General features: G+C 43.5%; 21 protein-coding genes and 2 pseudogenes. 11 read left to right on the top strand and 12 right to left on the bottom strand.

Annotated elements, in window-relative coordinates:
- Positions 1 to 68 precede the first annotated feature (68 nt).
- The 6 genes from KSMBR1_RS21365 to KSMBR1_RS19610 all read left to right on the top strand — a co-directional run bounded on the left by KSMBR1_RS21365 (position 69) and on the right by KSMBR1_RS19610 (position 4,284).
- A complete protein-coding gene (locus tag KSMBR1_RS21365) occupies positions 69 to 341 on the top strand; it encodes a hypothetical protein (protein WP_131493604.1) in 273 nt (90 codons plus the stop codon).
- A gap of 38 nt (positions 342 to 379) precedes the next feature.
- Positions 380 to 832, top strand: a complete 453-nt coding sequence (locus tag KSMBR1_RS23800) for a helix-turn-helix domain-containing protein (RefSeq protein ID WP_164994994.1) — start codon at positions 380 to 382, stop codon at positions 830 to 832.
- Positions 833 to 884: 52 nt separating this feature from the next.
- Positions 885 to 1,940 (top strand): Mu transposase C-terminal domain-containing protein, encoded by a 1,056-nt coding sequence (locus tag KSMBR1_RS19595; protein WP_230408024.1) that lies wholly within the window; start codon positions 885 to 887, stop codon positions 1,938 to 1,940.
- A 2-nt stretch (positions 1,941 to 1,942) separates the two neighbouring features.
- A complete protein-coding gene (locus KSMBR1_RS19600; RefSeq protein ID WP_099323525.1) occupies positions 1,943 to 2,734 on the top strand; it encodes an ExeA family protein in 792 nt (263 codons plus the stop codon).
- 11 nt (positions 2,735 to 2,745) lie between these two features.
- Positions 2,746 to 3,048 (top strand): CHC2 zinc finger domain-containing protein, encoded by a 303-nt coding sequence (locus tag KSMBR1_RS23805; protein ID WP_099323524.1) that lies wholly within the window; start codon positions 2,746 to 2,748, stop codon positions 3,046 to 3,048.
- A gap of 132 nt (positions 3,049 to 3,180) precedes the next feature.
- A complete protein-coding gene (locus tag KSMBR1_RS19610; RefSeq protein ID WP_099323638.1) occupies positions 3,181 to 4,284 on the top strand; it encodes an IS4-like element ISCku3 family transposase in 1,104 nt (367 codons plus the stop codon).
- 404 nt (positions 4,285 to 4,688) lie between these two features.
- Here the strand turns inward: KSMBR1_RS19610 and KSMBR1_RS19615 are convergent, their stop codons facing one another.
- From KSMBR1_RS19615 to KSMBR1_RS19625, 3 genes are all read right to left on the bottom strand, one after another.
- Positions 4,689 to 5,705: an IS110 family RNA-guided transposase gene (locus KSMBR1_RS19615; RefSeq protein ID WP_099323925.1), complete on the bottom strand. Its 1,017-nt coding sequence runs from the start codon at positions 5,703 to 5,705 to the stop codon at positions 4,689 to 4,691.
- A 1,351-nt stretch (positions 5,706 to 7,056) separates the two neighbouring features.
- Positions 7,057 to 7,995, bottom strand: a complete 939-nt coding sequence (locus KSMBR1_RS19620) for an ISAzo13 family transposase (RefSeq protein WP_099325441.1) — start codon at positions 7,993 to 7,995, stop codon at positions 7,057 to 7,059.
- Positions 7,989 to 8,750 (bottom strand): hypothetical protein, encoded by a 762-nt coding sequence (locus KSMBR1_RS19625; protein WP_099326789.1) that lies wholly within the window; start codon positions 8,748 to 8,750, stop codon positions 7,989 to 7,991. The genes KSMBR1_RS19620 and KSMBR1_RS19625 overlap by 7 nt, the downstream gene beginning before the upstream one ends.
- Positions 8,751 to 8,827: 77 nt before the next feature.
- Here KSMBR1_RS19625 and KSMBR1_RS19630 point away from each other — a divergent pair, with 77 nt between their 5' ends.
- Positions 8,828 to 9,319 carry an SBBP repeat-containing protein gene (locus KSMBR1_RS19630; RefSeq protein ID WP_099326790.1) on the top strand — a complete coding sequence of 164 codons (492 nt, stop codon included), beginning with the start codon at positions 8,828 to 8,830 and terminating at the stop codon, positions 9,317 to 9,319.
- Here KSMBR1_RS19630 and KSMBR1_RS19635 read toward each other — a convergent pair.
- Both KSMBR1_RS19635 and KSMBR1_RS21375 read right to left on the bottom strand, forming a co-directional pair.
- On the bottom strand, positions 9,307 to 9,969 hold the full coding sequence (locus KSMBR1_RS19635; protein WP_099326791.1) for a putative transposase: 663 nt from the start codon (positions 9,967 to 9,969) through the stop codon (positions 9,307 to 9,309). The two genes, KSMBR1_RS19630 and KSMBR1_RS19635, sit on opposite strands and share 13 nt — an antisense overlap.
- A complete protein-coding gene (locus tag KSMBR1_RS21375) occupies positions 9,966 to 10,130 on the bottom strand; it encodes a hypothetical protein (RefSeq protein WP_157820746.1) in 165 nt (54 codons plus the stop codon). Before KSMBR1_RS21375 ends, KSMBR1_RS19635 begins: the two co-directional genes overlap by 4 nt.
- Here KSMBR1_RS21375 and KSMBR1_RS19640 point away from each other — a divergent pair.
- From KSMBR1_RS19640 to KSMBR1_RS19655, 4 genes are all read left to right on the top strand, one after another.
- Entirely contained in the window at positions 10,117 to 10,542 is a 426-nt protein-coding gene (locus tag KSMBR1_RS19640; protein WP_157820747.1) for a hypothetical protein, read from the top strand. The two genes, KSMBR1_RS21375 and KSMBR1_RS19640, sit on opposite strands and share 14 nt — an antisense overlap.
- 279 nt (positions 10,543 to 10,821) lie before the next feature.
- On the top strand, positions 10,822 to 11,493 hold the full coding sequence (locus KSMBR1_RS19645; protein WP_099326793.1) for a hypothetical protein: 672 nt from the start codon (positions 10,822 to 10,824) through the stop codon (positions 11,491 to 11,493).
- 396 nt (positions 11,494 to 11,889) lie between these two features.
- Positions 11,890 to 12,651, top strand: a complete 762-nt coding sequence (locus KSMBR1_RS19650) for a hypothetical protein (protein ID WP_099326789.1) — start codon at positions 11,890 to 11,892, stop codon at positions 12,649 to 12,651.
- Positions 12,645 to 13,562, top strand: coding sequence for an ISAzo13 family transposase (locus KSMBR1_RS19655; protein ID WP_099326794.1), 918 nt, complete (start codon positions 12,645 to 12,647; stop codon positions 13,560 to 13,562). The genes KSMBR1_RS19650 and KSMBR1_RS19655 overlap by 7 nt, the downstream gene beginning before the upstream one ends.
- A gap of 67 nt (positions 13,563 to 13,629) precedes the next feature.
- On the opposite strand, the pseudogene tnpA reads toward KSMBR1_RS19655, so the two are convergent.
- The 7 genes and pseudogenes from tnpA to KSMBR1_RS19690 all read right to left on the bottom strand — a co-directional run.
- Positions 13,630 to 13,899 (bottom strand): annotated as a pseudogene (gene tnpA, locus KSMBR1_RS23810) (IS200/IS605 family transposase); the annotation flags it as partial.
- A 155-nt stretch (positions 13,900 to 14,054) separates the two neighbouring features.
- Positions 14,055 to 14,216, bottom strand: a pseudogene (locus tag KSMBR1_RS19665) (transposase); the annotation flags it as partial.
- Between the two features lie 199 nt (positions 14,217 to 14,415).
- Complete coding sequence (locus KSMBR1_RS19670; protein WP_099326795.1) at positions 14,416 to 15,702, bottom strand: DUF7948 domain-containing protein; 1,287 nt, start codon at positions 15,700 to 15,702, stop codon at positions 14,416 to 14,418.
- A 366-nt stretch (positions 15,703 to 16,068) separates the two neighbouring features.
- Positions 16,069 to 16,314 carry a hypothetical protein gene (locus KSMBR1_RS19675; protein WP_099326796.1) on the bottom strand — a complete coding sequence of 82 codons (246 nt, stop codon included), beginning with the start codon at positions 16,312 to 16,314 and terminating at the stop codon, positions 16,069 to 16,071.
- A 252-nt stretch (positions 16,315 to 16,566) separates the two neighbouring features.
- Positions 16,567 to 16,800 (bottom strand): DUF433 domain-containing protein, encoded by a 234-nt coding sequence (locus KSMBR1_RS19680; protein ID WP_099326797.1) that lies wholly within the window; start codon positions 16,798 to 16,800, stop codon positions 16,567 to 16,569.
- Between the two features lie 160 nt (positions 16,801 to 16,960).
- Positions 16,961 to 20,239 carry an SBBP repeat-containing protein gene (locus tag KSMBR1_RS19685; protein ID WP_099326798.1) on the bottom strand — a complete coding sequence of 1,093 codons (3,279 nt, stop codon included), beginning with the start codon at positions 20,237 to 20,239 and terminating at the stop codon, positions 16,961 to 16,963.
- A 385-nt stretch (positions 20,240 to 20,624) separates the two neighbouring features.
- Positions 20,625 to 21,689: a DUF362 domain-containing protein gene (locus tag KSMBR1_RS19690; RefSeq protein WP_099326799.1), complete on the bottom strand. Its 1,065-nt coding sequence runs from the start codon at positions 21,687 to 21,689 to the stop codon at positions 20,625 to 20,627.
- Positions 21,690 to 21,693: the final 4 nt, after the last annotated feature.

Genomic DNA, 21,693 nt, shown 5'->3' on the forward strand with positions numbered 1-21,693 from the left:
CAGAAACCTACCGGAGTGTCTCCTCTGCCATCGGATATACTACCCGAACACAGGAAATAGACAACCGCATGCTTGCCTGGTCAACCGTTTGGAGGTGGCTGCGTTTCTTTGGCTCACTGAAATACACACTCCGCAACGCCTTTGACCTCATCAGGCAGGCCGACCCCAACTCTCCGGTTTTTCGCCAAATGTTTCCCATTTACCACGGAAAGTATAAAAGCAAACAACGAAAAACCTCCCTCGATCAATCGATTCAATTGTTCAGCGCCGAGCCGGAATATCACCGAATTTTTGGGCATTCATTTTTCCCCGAACTGGCAACAAAAAGCGGCTGGTCTTGAGTTACAATCACCTCCACACTTAAAAAAGGAGGTGAATTATGAAATCGAAAGACGAAAAATGGGCTTTATTCTGGTGCAATCTTCTGCATCCTGTCATCTTCGGTGAGATTGAGAAGGAGCAGACCAACCTTTTTCTGAAAAAACTCTGCCTTCAGGAGGTCGTATTCCCCAACGGAAAGCGGAAAAGACCCACTATCTCTACCCTCAGGAGAAAACTCAACCGCTACCGCAAAGATGGATTTCAATCTCTTGCAAGAAAGGCGAGGAGCGACCGTGGCGCATCCAGAAGGTTTTCTCCTGAAATTATCGACAAAGCCGTTGAACTCAAAAAAGAACAACCACGCCGCAGCGACGATTGCCTCAACCGCTTTCTTGAGAAATACTATGGGAAAACGATCCCCAAATCCACCCTCTACCGCCATCTCAGACTCGCAGGGGCGACCCGGCTCAAACTCGGCGTCTCACAGCAAAAGGTGCGTATACGCTCTTAGCCGTGAGCATACCCACGACCTCTGGATTGGCGACTTCCAGGAAGGCCCTTTCGTGCTCGTTGACGGCGAGGCGCTTCCCACAAACCTCTGTCTCTTTATCGACTGCTACAGCCGTTATGTGGTCGAAGGACGGTATTATCTCAAACAAACCCTCGATATCCTTATCGATTCTCTCATCAGGGCCTGGACTATCCACGGCTCGCCCAAAGAACTCTACCTCGACAATGCCAAGGTCTACCACTCTGACGCCCTGCGCTCTGCCTGTTACAACCTCGGCATTAAACTCATCCACAGACCACCACGCGACCCTGCTCCCGGCGGACTGGTCGAACGTTTCTTCGGCACCAGCCAGACACAGTTCGAGTCGGAAGTCCGCTCCGGCGACATTATCACCCTTGATGCCATTAACCAGGCCTTCTCCGCTTACCTTGCCGTTGTCTATCACGCAAGAATCCACTCCGAAACCAATCAATCTCCAAAACAACGCTACGACGAGGGGCTTACCGTCATCCGGCACGTCGATATGGACGCCGCTCTTGCCTTCTTCATGAAACGCATCCCCAGAACCGTTGACAGAACCTTTGCCGATGTCCGCATTGATAACCGCTTTTACCGTGTTGACCCCAAACTCAGAGGCGATAAAGTAGAAGTCCGTTACGACCCATACGGCGATCTCAAAAAGGTCTTGATCTATTCCGCAAACGGTGAATACCTCGGCTCGGGAAATCTCTACCTGCGCGACCAGGGCGCTGAAACTCCAGCCGCCTCACCTTCAAAACCAAAACATAATTACCTCGACCCTATCACTCAGAAACACAAATCCATTCTCCAGGCTCAGGCCAAAGGCATTGATTACCACCAAATCATCTCCGAACGACCCTGGCCATTCATGGCATTCGTCCAGAAACTCGCACTCCTCATGGGACACAAAGGCTCTCTCTCCGCCTTCAGCTCTCATGAACTCGAATCGCTTAAAAAATGCTACAACCGTATCCCCGCTCTCAACGAATCATTGCTCACGGAGGCATTCCAAAATGCCTCCGTGAAAACCTTACCCTATATCATTCGTGAATTACAAATCGCTTACTCGAAAAAGGAGGTCTCTTAACCATGTTTACTTCTCATTTTTCCATGACTACTCAGCCGTTCTCTGAAAGAATCAACACCAGCCTTATCATGAAAGACGAACGCTTTACCCAGGGGCTTGCACGACTCCAATACCTCTTACACTCAGGCTCTATCGCCGTCCTCTACGGACAGACGGGAGTCGGAAAATCCACACTCCTCAAACTCTTCCTCTCACAAATCCCCCAAAACCTGTTTCTCCCCATCTACCTCCATTTTACCCACCTAAAATCATCCAGCCTTCTCTCCTTAATCGTCTCCCAGCTCGGTGAAATACCAAAACACACCAAAGACCGGCTCTTCCTCCAAATTATGGATAAATCCTTGCGCTCAAATCTCACTCCCATTATCGTTATCGACGAGGCTCATCTCCTGAAAACCGACGCCATCACAGACCTCAGACTCCTTGTCAGCTCTCCGCTTGATTCTTCCACTCATCTCAAAATCATCCTCTCGGGACAGGAACACCTCAAATATATCCTCAAAAGAGACATCCATGCCGACTTCGCACAACGCATCTCGGTACATTACCACATTCATCCCCTTACTAAAACTCAAACCGCTGCATACATAGACTTCCATCTGAAATCTTCCGGCGCATCCGATAAAATCTTTGACTCAGACGTCAAAGACCTGATCCATGAGTTCTCCGCCGGCATCCCAAGGCAAATCAACGCCATTTCCACCGCCTGCCTGATTAACGCTTCCATCAGACAATCACAGAAAATTACCCAGGATATCTTCCATCAGGCTCTTGCTGAAATTCAATCTTTTTAAGGAGGTCTACCATGGCCCGTCTCTTTTCCCCTCAACTCTTGCGCTCATTACGAAACGATATCCCCATCGATCGACTCATCGCTGATGTCCTCTCCATACCTCATAAATACTCCGAAGGCTATTTCCGCTTCCTCTGCCCTCTCTGTTCTGAATTTAATTCCGCCACCAACCCAAATACGAACCTCGCCAGGTGTTTCCGTTGTAAAAAAAACTTTAATACCATCGACATCGTCATGGTAGATTCCAACTCCTCTTTCCCAGATGCTGTCTATCTGCTAAAATCCGTTTTACCTCAATATATTAATTCCACTTAATCTGAGAATTCCAGGTTCATTTATTGTGGGGCTTAGCACCATAAGCGCTAACTTGTTTTATTGACAAATTTTATTCATCATGGTATTTTTATGTTAATTATCCCGCTAATCACTCTATAGGAGGATAAAGCCATGATGAGAGAAGATTGGGATCTTCTAAGAACTTTCTTCCCAAACGATTGGAAAAGTTTAGCCGTTGATACAAATGCTTTAAAAGGCTTGCGCAAGGATAAATCTGAAGAAAAGCTTCTTCGAACATTATTAATTCATTTAGGATGTGGCTATTCATTGCGTGAAACAGTAGTTCGAGCCAAGCGTGCTAACTTAGCAGATTTATCCGATGTTGCCTTATTAAAGCGATTAAAAAAGAGCAAAGAATGGCTATATAAATTATGTTTATCTTTATTCCGTGAGCGTGGCCTCCAAATTAATAAACGGAATAATTTTCATCTTCGCTTATTTGATGCAACAACAGTAAAGGAACCTGGGAAAACAGGAAGTCTTTGGCGCATTCATTATAGTATTGAGGTTCCTTCATTATCTTGCGATTTCTTTAAACTTACGGGAACTGAAGGAGAAGGCACAGGAGAATCTTTTCGGCAGTTTCCGATGAAAAAAGATGATTATATTATAGCTGACAGAGGTTACTGTACTGGCCAAGGAATTCATCATGCAACAAGGAAAGGCGCTTATCTTAGCGTTAGAGTTAATTCGCAATCTCTACGGATATTCGGCGAAGAAAAGAAACCCTTTCCTTTATTGAAAGAAATCCAATATTTAAAAAGACCCCTTGCTATAAAATCATGGAACGTTTTTATTCCAAACGTTGATAATACTGAATATGTCAAAGGTCGTCTTTGTATAATACACAAAACAGAAGAAGCCATTAAAATAGCTCATAAAAAACTTAAAAGACATGCAAGCAAAAAGGGCATTGAACTAAAACCGGAGACCCTTATTTATGCCAAGTACGTAATAGTATTCACAACGTTTCCTGAAAATCAATTTACCGCTTTTGATATCTTAGAATGGTATCGAGTTCGATGGCAAATTGAACTGGTCTTTAAAAGATTTAAACAAATAGCACAATTTGGACACTTACCTAAATACGATGATGATAGCTCAAAAGCTTGGCTTTATGGCAAACTATTCGTTGCTCTTTTGACAGAAAAACTAATAGATTTTGCTACGTCTTTTTCCCCCTGGGGATACTTCATTGTCAAGCAAGAAGACTAAAAGCAAATGGCGTGAATTTGCTTTTATGCTTAATCAAGTAAAACGGGCTATAGAACCAGCGTTATCATTACAGGAAGTTCTTAAGTGCTGGAATGACATTGCTTGTTCTTTAGCAGAAAATACAAGAATCCGAAAAACACAGATATCAAAATACTTCGAGCATACCTAAAACAAGTTAGCGCTTATGGGGCTTAGCACCAGTGTCCAATCGTTATTCACAGAATATTCGGCTCTACGGCCAAAACCTCACGGCTCATGGTATGGGCAGATCAGAATGGAATATTCTTTTTCGCCGATTCCTTTACCGGCACAACTCATAATAAAAGGTGGAACAACTTCCAATCAGGTTTCATGGATTGGTTACCTAACCCGCAACCGGTTCCTTGCACCACCTAATCTGCTTGCTACCCAAACATTTTTTTCTCGTCGTAGTTTACTTGCTCCTTTATTATGTAATAACATGCCCTGGCCAGCTTATTGCTCAAGGCTTTCGTTGCCAGAACTACATGGCTCTTTGACGCCTTCCTCTGATGCCATTTCCTTCCCTTTTCGCAAAATCTTACGTGAAAATGCGCTGCCTCCACATACGCCCACGCAAGGTATTTATTCCCGTTCTTACGGTTTCCTTTCCCTTTGCTCTTACCATTCGATAATTTTTTTGCCGATACGCATCTGCAATAAGATGAATACATCCCCACATCACTAAATCGCTCTATGTTCCCAGTCTCCAGCATTATCGTCATTGCCAGGATTTCGCCTATCCCAGGCACCTTGAGCAATTTCTTATACGGCTTCTTTAGCTTCACCTCCTTTAATACCGCTTTCTCTATCTTGTATATCTGCTTATTTAATACCTCTATTACCTCGTGATCGCACTGTGCTGACATGGTCAAATGCACGTCGCTGAACATCCCCATTACCTCTTCGTTACTCAGCTTCTTTATCGTATCACCGCTTATCGGTACTCCTTTGTTACGGTTTACCATCGTTTGCATACTCAATATATGCGCTGTCCTTTGTTGTACCAACATCATCCGCTTCCTCAGTAAATCCCTCACTGACCGCGTCTCTTTGGGATAAATATATCCCTCTGGTAATATCTTTAACCGTAACATCTTTGCCAACCAAAACGAATCCCTCGTGTCGTCAATGTACTTTAATCCCTCATACTGCTGCATTGCCGATGTATTTGCCAGGTGTACCTGATAGCCTGCCTCCATCAGACCATCCACTATCCAGTACCAGTTAAAGGTCGATTCTACTACTATACCCTTTATTTCTTTTTTGTATGGCTCTAATACGCGCTTTATTTCATTGATGTCATTACGGTTTCTCCTCTTGAATACCTTCCGATCCTCCTCATCGAGTATTCCAATATAATTATTATCACCATGTAAATCTATTCCTACGAAATATCCCATTGCTCGCTCCCTCCTTACTTTGTTATTATTTAACAATCGCCTTTCACGGTATCCTCCATTTTACCATGAAGAGTGCGCTCGGAGGTGCCTTCTATATGATTATCAGGTTTGCAACCTGAACCAAACGTTTTATACTTTCAATCCAGCCTTCTATTAGCAGAACAAATGACAAATAAATTCCAGATTCCAAACAGTCATCATGTTTCATTTGCAACACCCGGAAACGATGAAAATGGTTTTATAACCCTATCGTGTTGTAGTATGTGTACTTAAACTATTTTTTTGTAGTCTTACTTTAGAGTCGGAAACATCTGGCATTTCTGTTTCTGTACCGGTTCAAATGTATAGGGCCATCCAAAAAGTATCAGCTTGTCATTGCAAGGGTCTCTCAGCTTGTCATTGCGAGGGTCTTTTCCGAAGCAATCAGTATACTACGAGATATTTCGTGACGTAAGAAACGCCATATCGCAGGAGAAGCAAATTAAGGGTGGCTCAAGGGCTTAAAAAATAGAATTAATTAATGGAATGAATGCAGGATGGAAGGATCTCTATGACGGTTTATGAGATTGCTTCGGAAAAGACCCTCGCAATGACAAGCTGAGACCCTCGCAATAACAAGCTGATACCCTTGTAATGACAAAATAAGTCACCAGTCATCATGTTTCATTTGCAACACCCAGAAACGATAAAAATGGGCTTATAACCATATCGTGTTGTAGTATCTGTATTTAAACTATTTTTTGTAGTCTGATTTTCGAGTCAGGGATTTTGTGCATTGGAATTTTACCGCAGTACATGGCCCCATTATACGCATAAACTCATAGGTTCAGGTTGCAAGCCAATGTCATTAAGTTAAGAATTATTGTAACACTTTGGTTTTTAAAAAAAACGTATTACCGATAAGCTCCGTAGGAGCAACCTGTTTGTAGATAGGATACCATAACAGATCGTAGAGACAGGTTTGAAACCTGTCTCTATAATCAGGAGCGGCCTGTCTTCCTGTCAATCATATACAGGCCGCTCCTACGGAGCTATTTACCTGTTGAATTTTATTGCGCTACAAACAGACCGCCCCTAAAGGGGCTACATTGTTTTTTATGTCCCCTTGGATTTTTCAAATATAGTCAAACAAATAAGGTTTTCGAAAAATTTACACACCCCCGGCCCCTCTTTTTAGGGGGGAGATAAGAAGTCCCCTCTATCAAGAGGGGATTTAGGGGTGTGTTTGATAATATGCCTAGTCAAATAAATCTGTTTTTTAGAAAGCCATTTTATCGCCAAATCTCTAAAATCATATTTGTTTGGCTATAACTAAGGCACTGTCCAAAAATAATTTGGTATTTTTATTAATTTAGTTAAGTGAAATTGTATAATTCCAATCTGGCAAGACACTGTGTTTGTTTATGTTTATTTCTTTCATTTGGTCATCAGTGATTTTGATTCCTTTTTGGTATTCTTTCTCGTTAAGAATGGTTTGTACGAGAAGACCCGCTGTTGTTGTAGTGCCAGCAATTAAACTTAGCATAACATCATAAGACCTCAAAGGATTCCCCTCCCAATTTTTACTGATAAAACTAAACAGACGATGTTCTACCGGATTCCATTTTGATGCTCCTGAGGGATAGTGGCAAATCCTGATGGAGAGTCCGTAAACTTTACAAATATTTTGATAAAGCGCATATTTCCACAACCGGGGACGAAATCCGTTGCTCCCTCCTGCGTCACAAAGAATAAGGAGTTCTTTTGCGCATGGATACCTCTTCCAACCAAATTCATCCAGCCAAATCTTAATTGACTCGACTGCAAATTCCGGTGTGTCATAGGACGTACCAACAATAACTGTCCCTAAATTAGTCAGCAATTCATAGATACCAAACGGACATCCAACACCAATTGCCTGAGAACGAAAATCATGGGCCAAAACTTCATTTACTATTTTTGTCCACGCCTTGCCCTCATTTCTGAAATTACCTATCAATTCCTTTTTCTTACTGTCAACACTGATTATTGGCTGACCAGAATCTTCAAAATACTTTTTTGTCTCATTAATAATTTCAAACTGTCTATTACGGTCCGGATGACGTGTCTCTGCTATCGTTTTGCGATTTACTCTCAGAGAATAATCCATGTCCTTAAGAAGCTTACTAACTGTTGTTGCACATACGCTTACACCTCTATCACCGCATTCTTTTTTTAGAGTACGTGTGCTTCTTCTCGTCCATATTTTTCCTTTACCCATTGGGTCTCCTGCAGTATCGCCCTCCATCAATTCTTCAAGAAGTTTTACCACATCAGTTTTTTTTTAATCGAAGAACGACCTGAACCAACCTTACGTATCCGTCCCGGTGTAATGTTCTTACTCGAAAGTTCCCGACGCCCCTTGGCAATTGTTTTTACATTTATGCCGGTTAGCTGTGAAAGTCTTAAATCGCCGCCATGTCCCAGTTTCATTGATTCTAAACCAAGATAAAGCCGTTTCTGCCTTTCATCAAGTATGGAAAGAAATGTCTGCAGGCAATCCGTAACCACTTCACTCCCAAAGCCGGGAATTAATACCTTTTCTTCCTTACAAGCACACAACATGATTGACTGTTTACGTCTGGCGAGTTGATCCGTACCTAACACCTTGGAGATATACAAATATTCTCCGGCAATCTGCTCGCGCAAGACCCTTCCAGATACCACTAATTGAGTCAGTGCATTAAAGACTCGCACATGTACCAGCGTTTGAAGCTCCGAGGCAAAATAACCTTCCTGGGATTTATTAATGATGGCCTCGAGAGTATCTACAAGACTTCCTTGTTGAGAAAAATATATTTGATTGAAACTCCAAATGCCATATTTATTATAGCTTGCAAGTGTATCCAGTGTATGGTATTTGCCCGCATGGGAATAACTCGCACGATGTCCGAGCGATTTTAGCTTCCTGAAAACCGTTGCTTTTGAAGTCGTTCCCAAAGCTTCTTTGATACTGTCCAGAGTTAAAACGACATCCCTGCTGAATAGTCCCAAGAGCTTGCGATGAGAATACTTAGCTAAACGCATAATGACACCATTAGGATTAATACGCCGGATAAAATACCACTTAATCCTAATGTTATCATAATGGCTGGAGGGTGTCAATGCCTATATTTACTAGTTGTAACGGCTATTACCGTGACATACACAAAGACACTGCAACGATACTATTGGTACTATACAATACCATGTTATTTGTGGTCGCTCCCATAGCTAAGATTTTAAAAGACATAAACAACGGGGATCAGGTTACAAACCTGCTCCCACCCGAACCATCCAAGAGTGTACATCCCGAAAGACGCCATCATAAATTCATCTACGGCTTTACCGTTGCCTCATACGAAAAATCCTCCCCCCTCGTCATAGACCCCATCCTCGAATACTCCACCTACCTTGGAGGAGGCGACACGGATCATGGCTATGGCATAGCGGTGGACGGCGCGGGGTCTGCCTATGTTACCGGATATACTGAGGGCAACGGCCTCCCAATCGTGGGAACAACGACTCCTCACGGCGGCAGTTATGACGCCTTTGTCACCAAGCTTGGCACATCGGGCAGCAGCATCGAATACTCCACCTACCTTCAGAACTCCTGATCTGGTGGAATTTGATTTGATACCAAATTATATACAAGGCGCAGATTTGTGCCTGGGAATAATGTTTCGGAACTATTAAGTACATCGCATAATTGCTGAACATATCTGTTGTTCCTTGGGTTTGTCATGTTATGAATCGTTATCCTTAAGACGCCATTCTTTTCATCCGGCATTATATCTGCATCTGTCATAAAAATTTGACGTACCAGTGATCTTGCTTCATCTTTTTTAGAAATATATTCCTGCAATGTATTTGCCATTGCCGTCTCTGCCCGATAAGCAATCATTTTGATTGTGTCTACGAATTGCTTTCCGCTCTTCTTTAAATCCTGAAATTTCTTATCTTCCGGGAGTTTTGAAAACTCTATATGTTTCTCCGTATTCTTTTTTGTCGCCTTGAGTTGTTCAATCTCTTTCTCCAGCGTATCTATCGATTCTCTTATTGTTGCTTTCTCCTGTACATACTTCCGGATATCGGGTTCTTCTCCTTTCCTGACGGAAATAAGATAGATGGCGTTGCAAGTACTAATTTCTACGACGCCATATTTACTCCCACAAGCGTTCTTTCTTACGATACTACTTATACGGCATTCGCCACTACGAAAATCCAGGCGGCAAACTGGACGGGAACAACAATAGAATCGAATCATTCATGGAGTTTCACCACAGAATCCGCCCCGATAGTACCCACACCGACCACGGCAGCAGCGGTGTCGCCCACACCCACGGTTTTATTAACGCCGACCCCTACAATCACATCACAGCCCTCGCCAACCCCGACGGTATCGCAGGACGTTATGACACTGAGCAAGGATGTGGCGTATCTCTCCGGTGATACGGTGATTGTCACGGTAGCGGACGGCGACAGAAACACCGACGCAGGGACAAAGGAGATACTCACCACTGCCATAAAGGTTTCGGGCGATAACTATTATATCGGAAGCGACCTCCTGCTGGATTTAAACGAAGACGGCGCTGACAGTGGCACATTTATAGCGACCATAAAGACATGTACTACCACGAGCGGAGGGGCAGGTGCAACGGCGCGGTCAAATATCGGTACGGTAAAGACCGTGCAGGACGGTACGGTTACGGTGGCATACAGCCCACCTTCCGCCGTATCAGTCACAAAGAAACTCTCTTTCAGCAATTTTGACGCACCGCTTGCATTCAGCCGTCCTGCATATAGCCAAACAAATATGATTTTAGAGATTTGGCGATAAAATGGCTTTCTAAAAAACAGATTTATTTGACTAGGCATATTATCAAACACACCCCTAAATCCCCTCTTGATAGAGGGGACTTCTTATCACCCCTCTAAAAAGAGGGGCCGGGGGTGTGTATATTTTTCGAAAACCTTATTTGTTTGACTATATCTCACCGGGGAATATGCGGAAATCACCCTCAATAATGCGGAGTCGAACGCATACCATAAAGAGGCGGAAACGCTTTTAGAGAAAGTTTATGTACAGACCTCTCAGTTTAACATTGCAGGGGTAAGTATGGCGGAGACGGGTACCGATACGGGTATATTCATGGGTTCAATACAGATAAGCGCAGATTCCACACTCGACTATGAACACATACAGGCGGCAGACGGAGATACCCTGACGGCGAGTTTTTATGACGAGACAACCATTACCGGGTTCCCGCAATTGGTGACGGGTACCTGTTCAGTATCGGCCCTGCCTGTGCCAACGGCGTCCCCTGCCTTCACACCGGCAACACCAGTTCCCTCGCCGTCAATTACCCCTGTAGCAACGGTACCCGTTCCTACACCTACACCTACACCTACACCTACACCTACACCTACACCTACACCTACACCTTCTTCTTCACCCACCCCCGGGACGCCTAGCAAGGCGGAGAAGATAGCGGTATCGCCGGACTCATTATCTCTGGGAAAGGGTGAGGAAGGGCAGGTGACGGTAATGGTCACTGATGCGGATGGCTTCGGTATTGAAGGGGTCAAAGTGAGGGGAAAAACAACCACGAGTAACAATAAAAAAATAAAGGTGAAGCCTTCACACCAGAATACAGACGCAGAGGGCAAGGCCGTATTTACCATAACGGCAAAGAAGAAGTGCAAGAAAAATAATTGTGATGCAAAGGCACGCTTCAAGGCGAAGGGGGTGAAGGAAAAAGCAGAAGTGACCGTCCGGCTGGTGGAATAGGCGTAAGGCTTTTAATGGTTGATTAGTTGAATCCAGAATCATAACCGGACGTATGTTGGTCAACCCTGACAGGGTGAGGAACCCTGTCAGGGTTTTTTTATGGGTTCAGGCTTGCAAGCCAATGTCATTAAGTTAAGCAAACGGCCGCAAAAGTCCCACTTAATAAAGGCGGAAAAAGGGTGTTGTTTTTGATTAAATAATTCATAGCACCTTTGGGAGCGACCACAAATAACATGGTATTGTATAGTACCAATAGTATCGTTGTAGTGTCTTTGTGTATGTCACGGTAATAGCCGTTACAACTAGTAAATATAGGCATTGACACCCTCCAGCCATTATGATAACATTAGGATTAAGTGGTATTTTATCCGGCGTATTAATCCTAATGGTGTCATTATGCGTTTAGCTAAGTATTCTCATCGCAAGCTCTTGGGACTATTCAGCAGGGATGTCGTTTTAACTCTGGACAGTATCAAAGAAGCTTTGGGAACGACTTCAAAAGCAACGGTTTTCAGGAAGCTAAAATCGCTCGGACATCGTGCGAGTTATTCCCATGCGGGCAAATACCATACACTGGATACACTTGCAAGCTATAATAAATATGGCATTTGGAGTTTCAATCAAATATATTTTTCTCAACAAGGAAGTCTTGTAGATACTCTCGAGGCCATCATTAATAAATCCCAGGAAGGTTATTTTGCCTCGGAGCTTCAAACGCTGGTACATGTGCGAGTCTTTAATGCACTGACTCAATTAGTGGTATCTGGAAGGGTCTTGCGCGAGCAGATTGCCGGAGAATATTTGTATATCTCCAAGGTGTTAGGTACGGATCAACTCGCCAGACGTAAACAGTCAATCATGTTGTGTGCTTGTAAGGAAGAAAAGGTATTAATTCCCGGCTTTGGGAGTGAAGTGGTTACGGATTGCCTGCAGACATTTCTTTCCATACTTGATGAAAGGCAGAAACGGCTTTATCTTGGTTTAGAATCAATGAAACTGGGACATGGCGGCGATTTAAGACTTTCACAGCTAACCGGCATAAATGTAAAAACAATTGCCAAGGGGCGTCGGGAACTTTCGAGTAAGAACATTACACCGGGACGGATACGTAAGGTTGGTTCAGGTCGTTCTTCGATTAAAAAAAAACTGATGTGGTAAAACTTCTTGAAGAATTGATGGAGGGCGATACTGCAGGAGACCCAATGGGTAAAGGAAAAATATGGACGAGAAGAAGCACACGTACTCTAAAAAAAGAATGCGGTGATAGAGGTGTAAGCGTATGTGCAACAACAGTTAGCAGGCTTCTTAAGGACATGGATTATTCTCTGAGAGTAAATCGCAAAACGATAGCAGAGACACGTCATCCGGACCGTAATAGACAGTTTGAAATTATTAATGAGACAAAAAAGTATTTTGAAGATTCTGGTCAGCCAATAATCAGTGTTGACAGTAAGAAAAAGGAATTGATAGGTAATTTCAGAAATGAGGGCAAGGCGTGGACAAAAATAGTAAATGAAGTTTTGGCCCATGATTTTCGTTCTCAGGCAATTGGTGTTGGATGTCCGTTTGGTATCTATGAATTGCTGACTAATTTAGGGACAGTTATTGTTGGTACGTCCTATGACACACCGGAATTTGCAGTCGAGTCAATTAAGATTTGGCTGGATGAATTTGGTTGGAAGAGGTATCCATGCGCAAAAGAACTCCTTATTCTTTGTGACGCAGGAGGGAGCAACGGATTTCGTCCCCGGTTGTGGAAATATGCGCTTTATCAAAATATTTGTAAAGTTTACGGACTCTCCATCAGGATTTGCCACTATCCCTCAGGAGCATCAAAATGGAATCCGGTAGAACATCGTCTGTTTAGTTTTATCAGTAAAAATTGGGAGGGGAATCCTTTGAGGTCTTATGATGTTATGCTAAGTTTAATTGCTGGCACTACAACAACAGCGGGTCTTCTCGTACAAACCATTCTTAACGAGAAAGAATACCAAAAAGGAATCAAAATCACTGATGACCAAATGAAAGAAGTAAAGAATCCACCCGCGGAGCAGGTGGCTTTGGGATAACCCCTATAAGGGGATGAAAATGCCTTCCTTCCAAAGGAAGCAAGGTTGAGTTGTCCCCATTTTAAATTTACCGTTGTGACTCTTCTTGGCGCTCTTTCTGCTCTTGATATTTCACATATTTACGTATCTTTTCCGTATCCAAACCAACGGTATCGACACAGTAACCTCTCGACCAGAAATGATTACCCCAATAAGGTTTTTGCTTCAAATGTCGAAACTTATTGAAAACTCGAATAGCTGTTCTGCCTTTGATTATACCTACAAAATCGGATATCGATATCTTGGGTACTACCATGACAAGCAGATGAACATGGTCAATTTGTACATTTATAGTCAAACAAATAAGGTTTTCGAAAAATTTACACCTCCCAGTCCTCTCTATAAAGAGGGAATTAAGGGGCGTGCTTGTATAGTATGCTTAGTCAAATAAATCTGTTTTTTAGAAAGCCATTTTATTGCCAAATTCCTAAAATCATATTTGTTTGGCTATAACTCAACAACTTCACAGCCTTTTTGTTCAGAAAATGCTCTGATACACTTACCTACTTCTTCTGCTACTTGACCAGTAAGTATTCTTAGACGATATTTTGGTGTCCAAAGAATATGATATTGACAATGCCATATCGTATGCGATAATTTGCGAAATCGACTCATTTGTTACTCCTTTGTTGATGTTGTGGGGACAACTCAACTTAGATTGTAACAATGAGTCGTTTTACTGGCAAAGCCTTTAAACTCTGACCACGCCCACAGGGCGTGGTTTTCCACATTATTAATAAACATAAACAAACACAGTGTCTTGCCAGATTGGAATTATACAATTTCACTTAACTAAATTAATAAAAATACCAAATTATTTTTGGACCGTGCCTATGGTGGCGCAGGTATCCGTTCCTTCCACCCCCTTCACCCCCGCCAGCGGGGGACATGTATCAACCAGCAGCGTATCCTGCGGCTCTGCAAGCGCCTTCACCCCCACCAACGGGAGATATATATCCGCCACCCGTTGGAGGGTGCCAGGTAAAGCAAGGCACTGCGCAAGAACCGGTCGAGGATCTGTCCCCCTTTGGAGGGGGTTAGGGGGAGGAGCTTTGGGCGTGGTCAAGTTTATGGCAGGCTCTGCGCCCTTTGCGTCTTTGCGGTGAATCACCTCCACCTGATGTCCCGGTTGGGTGCGCTCCGTCCATTCGGCCGGTGCAGGATGGGATTCATCCAAACCACATACCCTGTTCAGTATCCTGAACGAACCTTCAATCTCTCTCTTTTCTCCGTCGATTATCTGATAAATATACGGTTTTTTATGGATGATGCTGCCTTCTTTAAGGATGATTTCCATGTCGCCGTCTTCCCTGATGCGCAAGTCTTCTATCCCTTCATAACACAACTGAACACGGGACGGACTGACTCCTGGCTTCACGATGACGTCATATTCCATCTGACGGTTGTTGCCGTAAAACCGCATATCGACGCCGTCGTAAATATTTTTGTACTCAACCGCGCCAAAGGTGGGGATATTGGTACGCCACTTCTCAGGACTGCCTACAAAGTAATTGATCTTGCATTCCTGCATATCCTCCGCAATGATCCCGGGGTCTTTGTTTGCGCCAAGAGGAAATAGCCGTATGTGTTCCTGCGGCTGTGGGCTAGGAATTGCAGATCGAGGATTGGCGGATTCCGTTTTTTTGCTGCGTGTCAGCGAGAGATATATCCCTTTTTTGGTAAAGAACATGCCCTGTCCGCTGCCTTTTTCATAATACTGTACCCGCTCATCCACCTGCCCGTCATTCTGTATGAAATAGAGGGGCAATTTCCCGTAAGATTCCTGCACGGAGGTGCGTACCGCCTCGCCCGGTTCCGGTGTGCCGCTGACGTCTTCGGGGATGAATAGACCGTTTAAGCCGTTCAAGTCATTTAAAATGTTTGAACCGGATTGTTGGTTGCGCTCAACCGACCTGCATGGCTGTGCCGGAACATTTACGGCACGTCCGTTTATCGTGAATACCGGGTCACTATGTACACCGATATCCCATTCATAGTCGGCCGATACGGCATCCTCCATTCCATGCCCTATATCTGTATAAATCCCAACAGCCAAAGCGATAAAAAACAATGTACACCACAAGCGTACTACCCTACACATAAATACACTCCTTTCGATAATTCAACAGAAGTTAGAAGACAGAAGGCATCGTACTATTTGAATGGCTGCGTAGCTGCGAAACCTCTGTGGTTCACATTCATATCATTCAAATAAATAGTAACACTTTAGTTTTTTGAAAAATGTACTACCTATAAGTTCCGTAGGAGCGACATGTCTCTTGTAAATCCATATTAAACAGGTCTGCCTGAATACGGACAGGCCGCTCCTACGGAGCTATTTACCTTATTGAATTTTATTGCTCTACAAACAGACCGCCCCTAACAGGGCTACATGGTATTTTTTCTATCCCGGGAATTTTTCAAGAAACTAAAGTGTTACAATAAATAACATTCCTCATAAACAATTTTATCTTTTTTCAGAAAACCAGGGTAAAGCATTTGTCTGATTGGGCTTAAAGGTATTGGCGTAAAAGGTTACCAGTCCATCCACCTGGCCATTATTGGCAATGAAGGGAATTTGGATGCGATGTATGTTCTGCCTGGTATGTTCCTTTGATACTGCTTCTGCCTTTTGGCTACCTGAAACTGTGTATTGGGCAAGAAATACCAGTAACAACACTATTGCCGATGTAATAAATAATCCCTTTTTCATAATTTCTGCCTCTTTCCGCCTGTCTGCAAACAGGCTTTTTTATTCTACAGTATTACAATGTAAAAACTTTTTTTGTAAGTGGAGACAGGTTAAAACCTGTCTCTACGCCTTTGCGTTCTATGTTCTTTTTTTGGCTGTGTTATTGAATCTAAAGAATCTTAACATTTTAGTTTTTTGAAAAAGATATTCACGTATTCCCGTTATATAACAGGAATAAAACATTTTCCTTGTAGTGCAAGGCATGCCTTGCCATTATTCAAATTTCTTATCTATCTCTTCTTTGTTATCAAAATAATAGCTAAGGGCATCAAATAACTGCGCGGGGGTTAGGCTTGGATAGCCATCAAGTATCTCCTCTATCCCCATGCCTGAACGGTAGTGATTTACAATTGATGCAACGGGGATCCTTGTGCCTTTAATAATGGCTTTACCCTCATATTTGCCAGGGTCTTTTTCGATATATCGATGTTGGGTACTTACAAACATTTTATGCCTCCTTAATCGGAAAGGTAAATAATACTATCCGGCTTAGAAAAACATAGTCTCTTTTTTTATAAAACATCGATTACATATTACGCTACTACCCATATAAACTTATGGGTTCGGGTTGCAAACCACCCATGGTTCTTATGGCTGTCAATGCTTCTTACTTCACCTTTACCATTAATTTCGCCTTCTTTTTCAAGCCTTTTGGGGAAAATACAATCCCGGCGGCGCCTTTTTTATTATATGCCGTTACAGTAAATGCCGCTTTACCATACGCATCGGTTGTTGCGCTGGAAGTAACACTGACCTTCTTCTTACTTCGGCGGTTAAGCCTTGCTTTAACTACCGTGCCTTCAACCGGGCATCCGTCAGTACCCAGCACCGATACGGTTACCGTGTCTGACTGATTTCTCATAATTACCAACTTCTTCTCAGGATCTGTCGTAATCGTCTCAGCCTTGCAGGCTTCATCGGTGGGTGTTGGCGTAGCTGTTGTGGTAAAAACTTCTTCGTTTCCATATGAATAACAAGGTGTAAAGTCTGGAATAATCTCTATCCTGTATTTATATATTCTGTAATAATAAGTCGTCCCAGCAGATAGCCCACTTACCCTTACGCTTTTACTTCCTGCTTCTACAAATGCAGAACTGGAATCGTCACCTTCGATATGTATTCTATTGGTATATGATTCACTAGAAGTGCCCCACTCAAAACCCAATTCCCCTCTTACTGAAAACTCCCCTCCAACCAATCCGTTTAAAGTGGCAGAATCCGATGTTACATCCGTTGCTTTATATGTTTCTAAGATAATCCCTCCATCGCATGGTGCAGTTGTGGTGACTGTGGGAGTCGGTGACGGCGATGTCGTATCCGCCGAGAGGTCGCCATCCAGTTTGGATATAAAGACATCAGAACCACCACTAAAAGAGGTATCATATGCGCCAGTGGTAGTGGGAAAGCCTGATGAATATGTATATCCGGCCACATAGACGTTCCCGCTTGAATCTATGGCTAATGACGTTGCCCCCTCACCCTCAGAGCTACCAAGGTAAGTGGAGGCAAGCAGGCTACTCAGATTGCTGCTCATTTTTGATATAAATACTTCATATTCCATATTCACACTACCATAATCAAAATCTGCACTTATGTCATAGGCGCCTGAGGTTGTGGGAAATAAACCGTTTGTATCACCAGTCACATACACATTACCACTCGAATCCAAGGCCAATGAACCTGCAGAATCATTACCTGACCTTTTATCATACTCAATGACATCTTCTGCACCCAGAAAGGTCGAGGCGAGCAGGCTACTGAGATCATTGTTTAACTTTGATATGAATGCATCATCATATATACCATGAGAGGTATCATATGCATCTGAGGTAACAGGGAAGTCTGGTGAATTTGTATATCCAGTCACATAGACACTTCCGCTTGGATCTATGTCCATCGAATTTGCCCTGTCGTCAGATGCCTCGTCGATATCATAAGAACCACCCCCGAGATACGTGGAAGCCTGAAGTGTGGATAATGAACTATCCAGCTTTGAAATAAAGACATCAAAACCATCATTAAAAGATGTATCATATGCACCGCTGGTGGTGGGAAAGTCGCTTGAAGAGGTGTTGCCCGTTACATAGACATTATTACTACTGTCGAGGGCTATGGCATAAGCGTAATCACTATCAGAACCTCCGAGATACGTGGAAGCCTGGAGGGTGGATAATGAACTGTCCAACTTGGAAATAAAGGCATCATCACCGTCATAGGATGTATCATATGCACCGCTTGTGGTTGGAAAGTCGCTTGAAGAGGTGTTGCCCGTTACATAGACGTTATTGCTGCCGTCAAGGGCTATGGCATAAGCGTAATCACTATCAGAACCTCCGAGATACGTGGAAGCCTGGAGGGTGGATAATGAACTGTCCAACTTGGTGATAAAGACGTCTCTGTCACCACCAAGGGAGGTATCATAGGCCCCGCTGGTGACGGGAAAGTCGGTTGAAGAGGTGTTGCCCGTTACATAGACGTTATTGCTGCCGTCAAAGGCTATGGTATAAACGCGATCACTATCAGAACCTCCGAGATACGTGGAAGCCTGGAGGGTAGATAATGAACTGTCCAGCTTGGTGATAAAAACGTCTCTGTCACCACCAAGGGGGGTATCATAGGCCCCGCTGGTGACGGGAAAGTCGGTTGAAGAGGTGTTGCCCGTTACATAGACGTTATTGCTGCCATCAATCGCAATAGCCACGCCATAATCATTAGAAGAACCTCCTAAGTAGGTAGAGGCCAGCAACGGATCAATGACAAGTTCCTTTGTTTTGTCATAAGAAGCAACCTTAAAACCATAAATCAGGGATTGGGAATCAGGTACCTGGAATTCGGGGTTTATTAATTTAGAGTTATGAGTTTTGGAATTCAACACACCCCTTACCTCTCTTTTTAGAGGGGAAATGTCGGGTTCTTCTCTGTTCTGAATATTGTATTCAACTTCAACGTTGACTTTTTTACCCTCTATTTCCTGATATGCCACTGGTTTGGTGAATGTTACGGGGCCAAGTTCGGTTTCTGCTACGAGCTGGCCTTGTTCGTTTACCCACAACCCGCTTGCCCTTAATCCACCCCCTCCCCCCGCCAGCGGGGGACAATCCTTCACGGAGCTTGTAAAAGGGGATAAAGGAGGTTGTATGCCGCTCAGATTTATTTTTATCTGGTCGGGATTAGCACCCGGTTTTACATAAAAGAGTTTTTCTACGTTGTTTCCATACGCCTTCAGTTTTAATTCTATGCCCTTATAGACTTCTCCAAGATCAACCACATCATACGTGGAAATATTGCTTTTCCACTTCTTCTGGTCATTTCCCCTAAAATAATTTACCTTTGTTACCGACGTACCTTCTCCCTTTATTCCCTTTACTTTTGCGCCGACAAGCGTTTCTTTTAATGCAACGCCCTGTAATAACATATTAGGATTCAGGGTTTGTGAGTTTGGGGTTGGGGAATGTAAATCGCTGATTTGTTGGGTGCGCTCCGCCCATTCGACAAGCGCAGGGCAAGCTTCATCCAGCCTACACGATTTGATGCATGAATCACGATTTTCATGTATCTCGCATCCCGCATCGTGTATCACACCGGGCGAATGCCATTCGCCACTACTGTCAGCATTCTTAGCTTCCGATCTTTTTGGCAGTGAATAAACAATCTCCCCCTCATTCGTGACAAATACCGTCCCGCCAAAGGTATTAGCGTAAAATTTAACCTTTTCGCCCATCTGTCCTTCATTGGAAATAAAGGGAATCTGGAGTTTTCCTATCTTTTGGTTAACCGCCTTGTTTGACGGTTTACCTGTGCCTTCTTGCGCAAATAACGGAAAAGCAAAACCAAATAACAATAAAAGCACTATCGAAAAGTTAAAAATATGGGTCCTTTTTTTCATAAGTATTGTCCCTTTAAATTAAGGTAAAAGTTTATAGGGTAAAATTGTGCGTGCATTATAGACAACGCAATTCCATCGTCAATATTTAAAAAAGACCAACCACGCATGGGAGAAGCAATGTGGGGGCAGCCCATTAGAAGGTTTTCAAAAGGATAACCCTTGATTTGATTTGCCACGTAACAGAAAATGGTAAGCTCTACTTGTGGCTATTCAGCGTGAACATTATACAGCTTGTTCTGCGGTTCGGTCTTCTCTTTAAAAAACCGCATAAGGCCTGAACCCGCGAATGTAGTTTCCAGTACAATTACGTTCCCAAACAGATACTTCACTATGTTCAGTACAAGGTTTGAGAACGAGAGTATTAATGTTCAAAAACCCGGTTTTTTTACCTGCGTAGTTTTATGTACTCAATATCTTTCATTTCATACTTGCCCAATCCCTTTTTCCCTGCATTGACGATGTGTTTTGCTTTTTGCGATACAGGCATTAAGCGGTTTTCTCTGCGTTTTGCATCTATTATATCAAGCCCTATCCGGTCTATTGCCACAGGGTCTGTTCCAAAAAACAACTGTTCTTCATTCCAAATAGTGTTGGAGGCCTTGGGTCTGGGGCCTCCTGAGAAGCATGCCTGTAATGCGTCAACAATATGCAGGCGCAGTTTATTTTTAATGGCAGGATGGGCGCAAACCTCCGCAGAAGCAGGGTCGCAGTAATAGGGTGAAGAATGAAACCGCGGGGTATTATTTATTACGCCAAATCCGATATTTTTGAGACACAGGGTTACGCCGGCAATGCCATGGTCTTTCATTACCGGCACATTAATAATGGCAGTAGTCTGCTGCGTGACAATCCTGCTGAAAAGAGACCTTGCGCCGTCATCCTGGCGTAATTTCGGGTCATCGTCGTGCGATTCGTAATAGACATCCCTGTCGTATCCTGCCGTATGTTCCGTGCCGTAATACCGTACGCCGGCGGTTCCTCTGTTTACCTCATAGCCTGCGCTGACCAGATGTTCTTCAAAACGGTCCCAGACGATGATATTATTTTCCTTAACGCCTGCAGCAAGCAACCCGGCTATGATGGCGTTTACCACTTCCGGTCTGGTAGAAAGCAATTTGCCGCCTATCGGGTTGATCTTGACGCCTACAACATCCTCCGATGTAAAAAAACAGCGCCAGGCGTCTTTAGTGGTTTTTTTGCCGGTAAGCGCAAACATTCCTTCGTCCACCATTTTATCAACCCTTATTTGATCAGGGGCACTCTTGCTTATAATCCCGATGTCTTTTACGGCAATAACCCTGCTCTTTGATAGCATATCGGTATCAGAATCTGCGCCAAAGGTTTCTCTGAAGCCATTAATGCCCATAGCGCCTATTCCAACCCCAACGGCGCCCATCGCGGCATTCCTTAAGAAATCCCTACGAGAAAAATGATTGTTTTTTAAGTCCATAACA

This window comes from Candidatus Kuenenia stuttgartiensis (genome assembly GCF_900232105.1).
Classification (GTDB): Bacteria; Planctomycetota; Brocadiia; order Brocadiales; family Brocadiaceae; genus Kuenenia; species Kuenenia stuttgartiensis_A.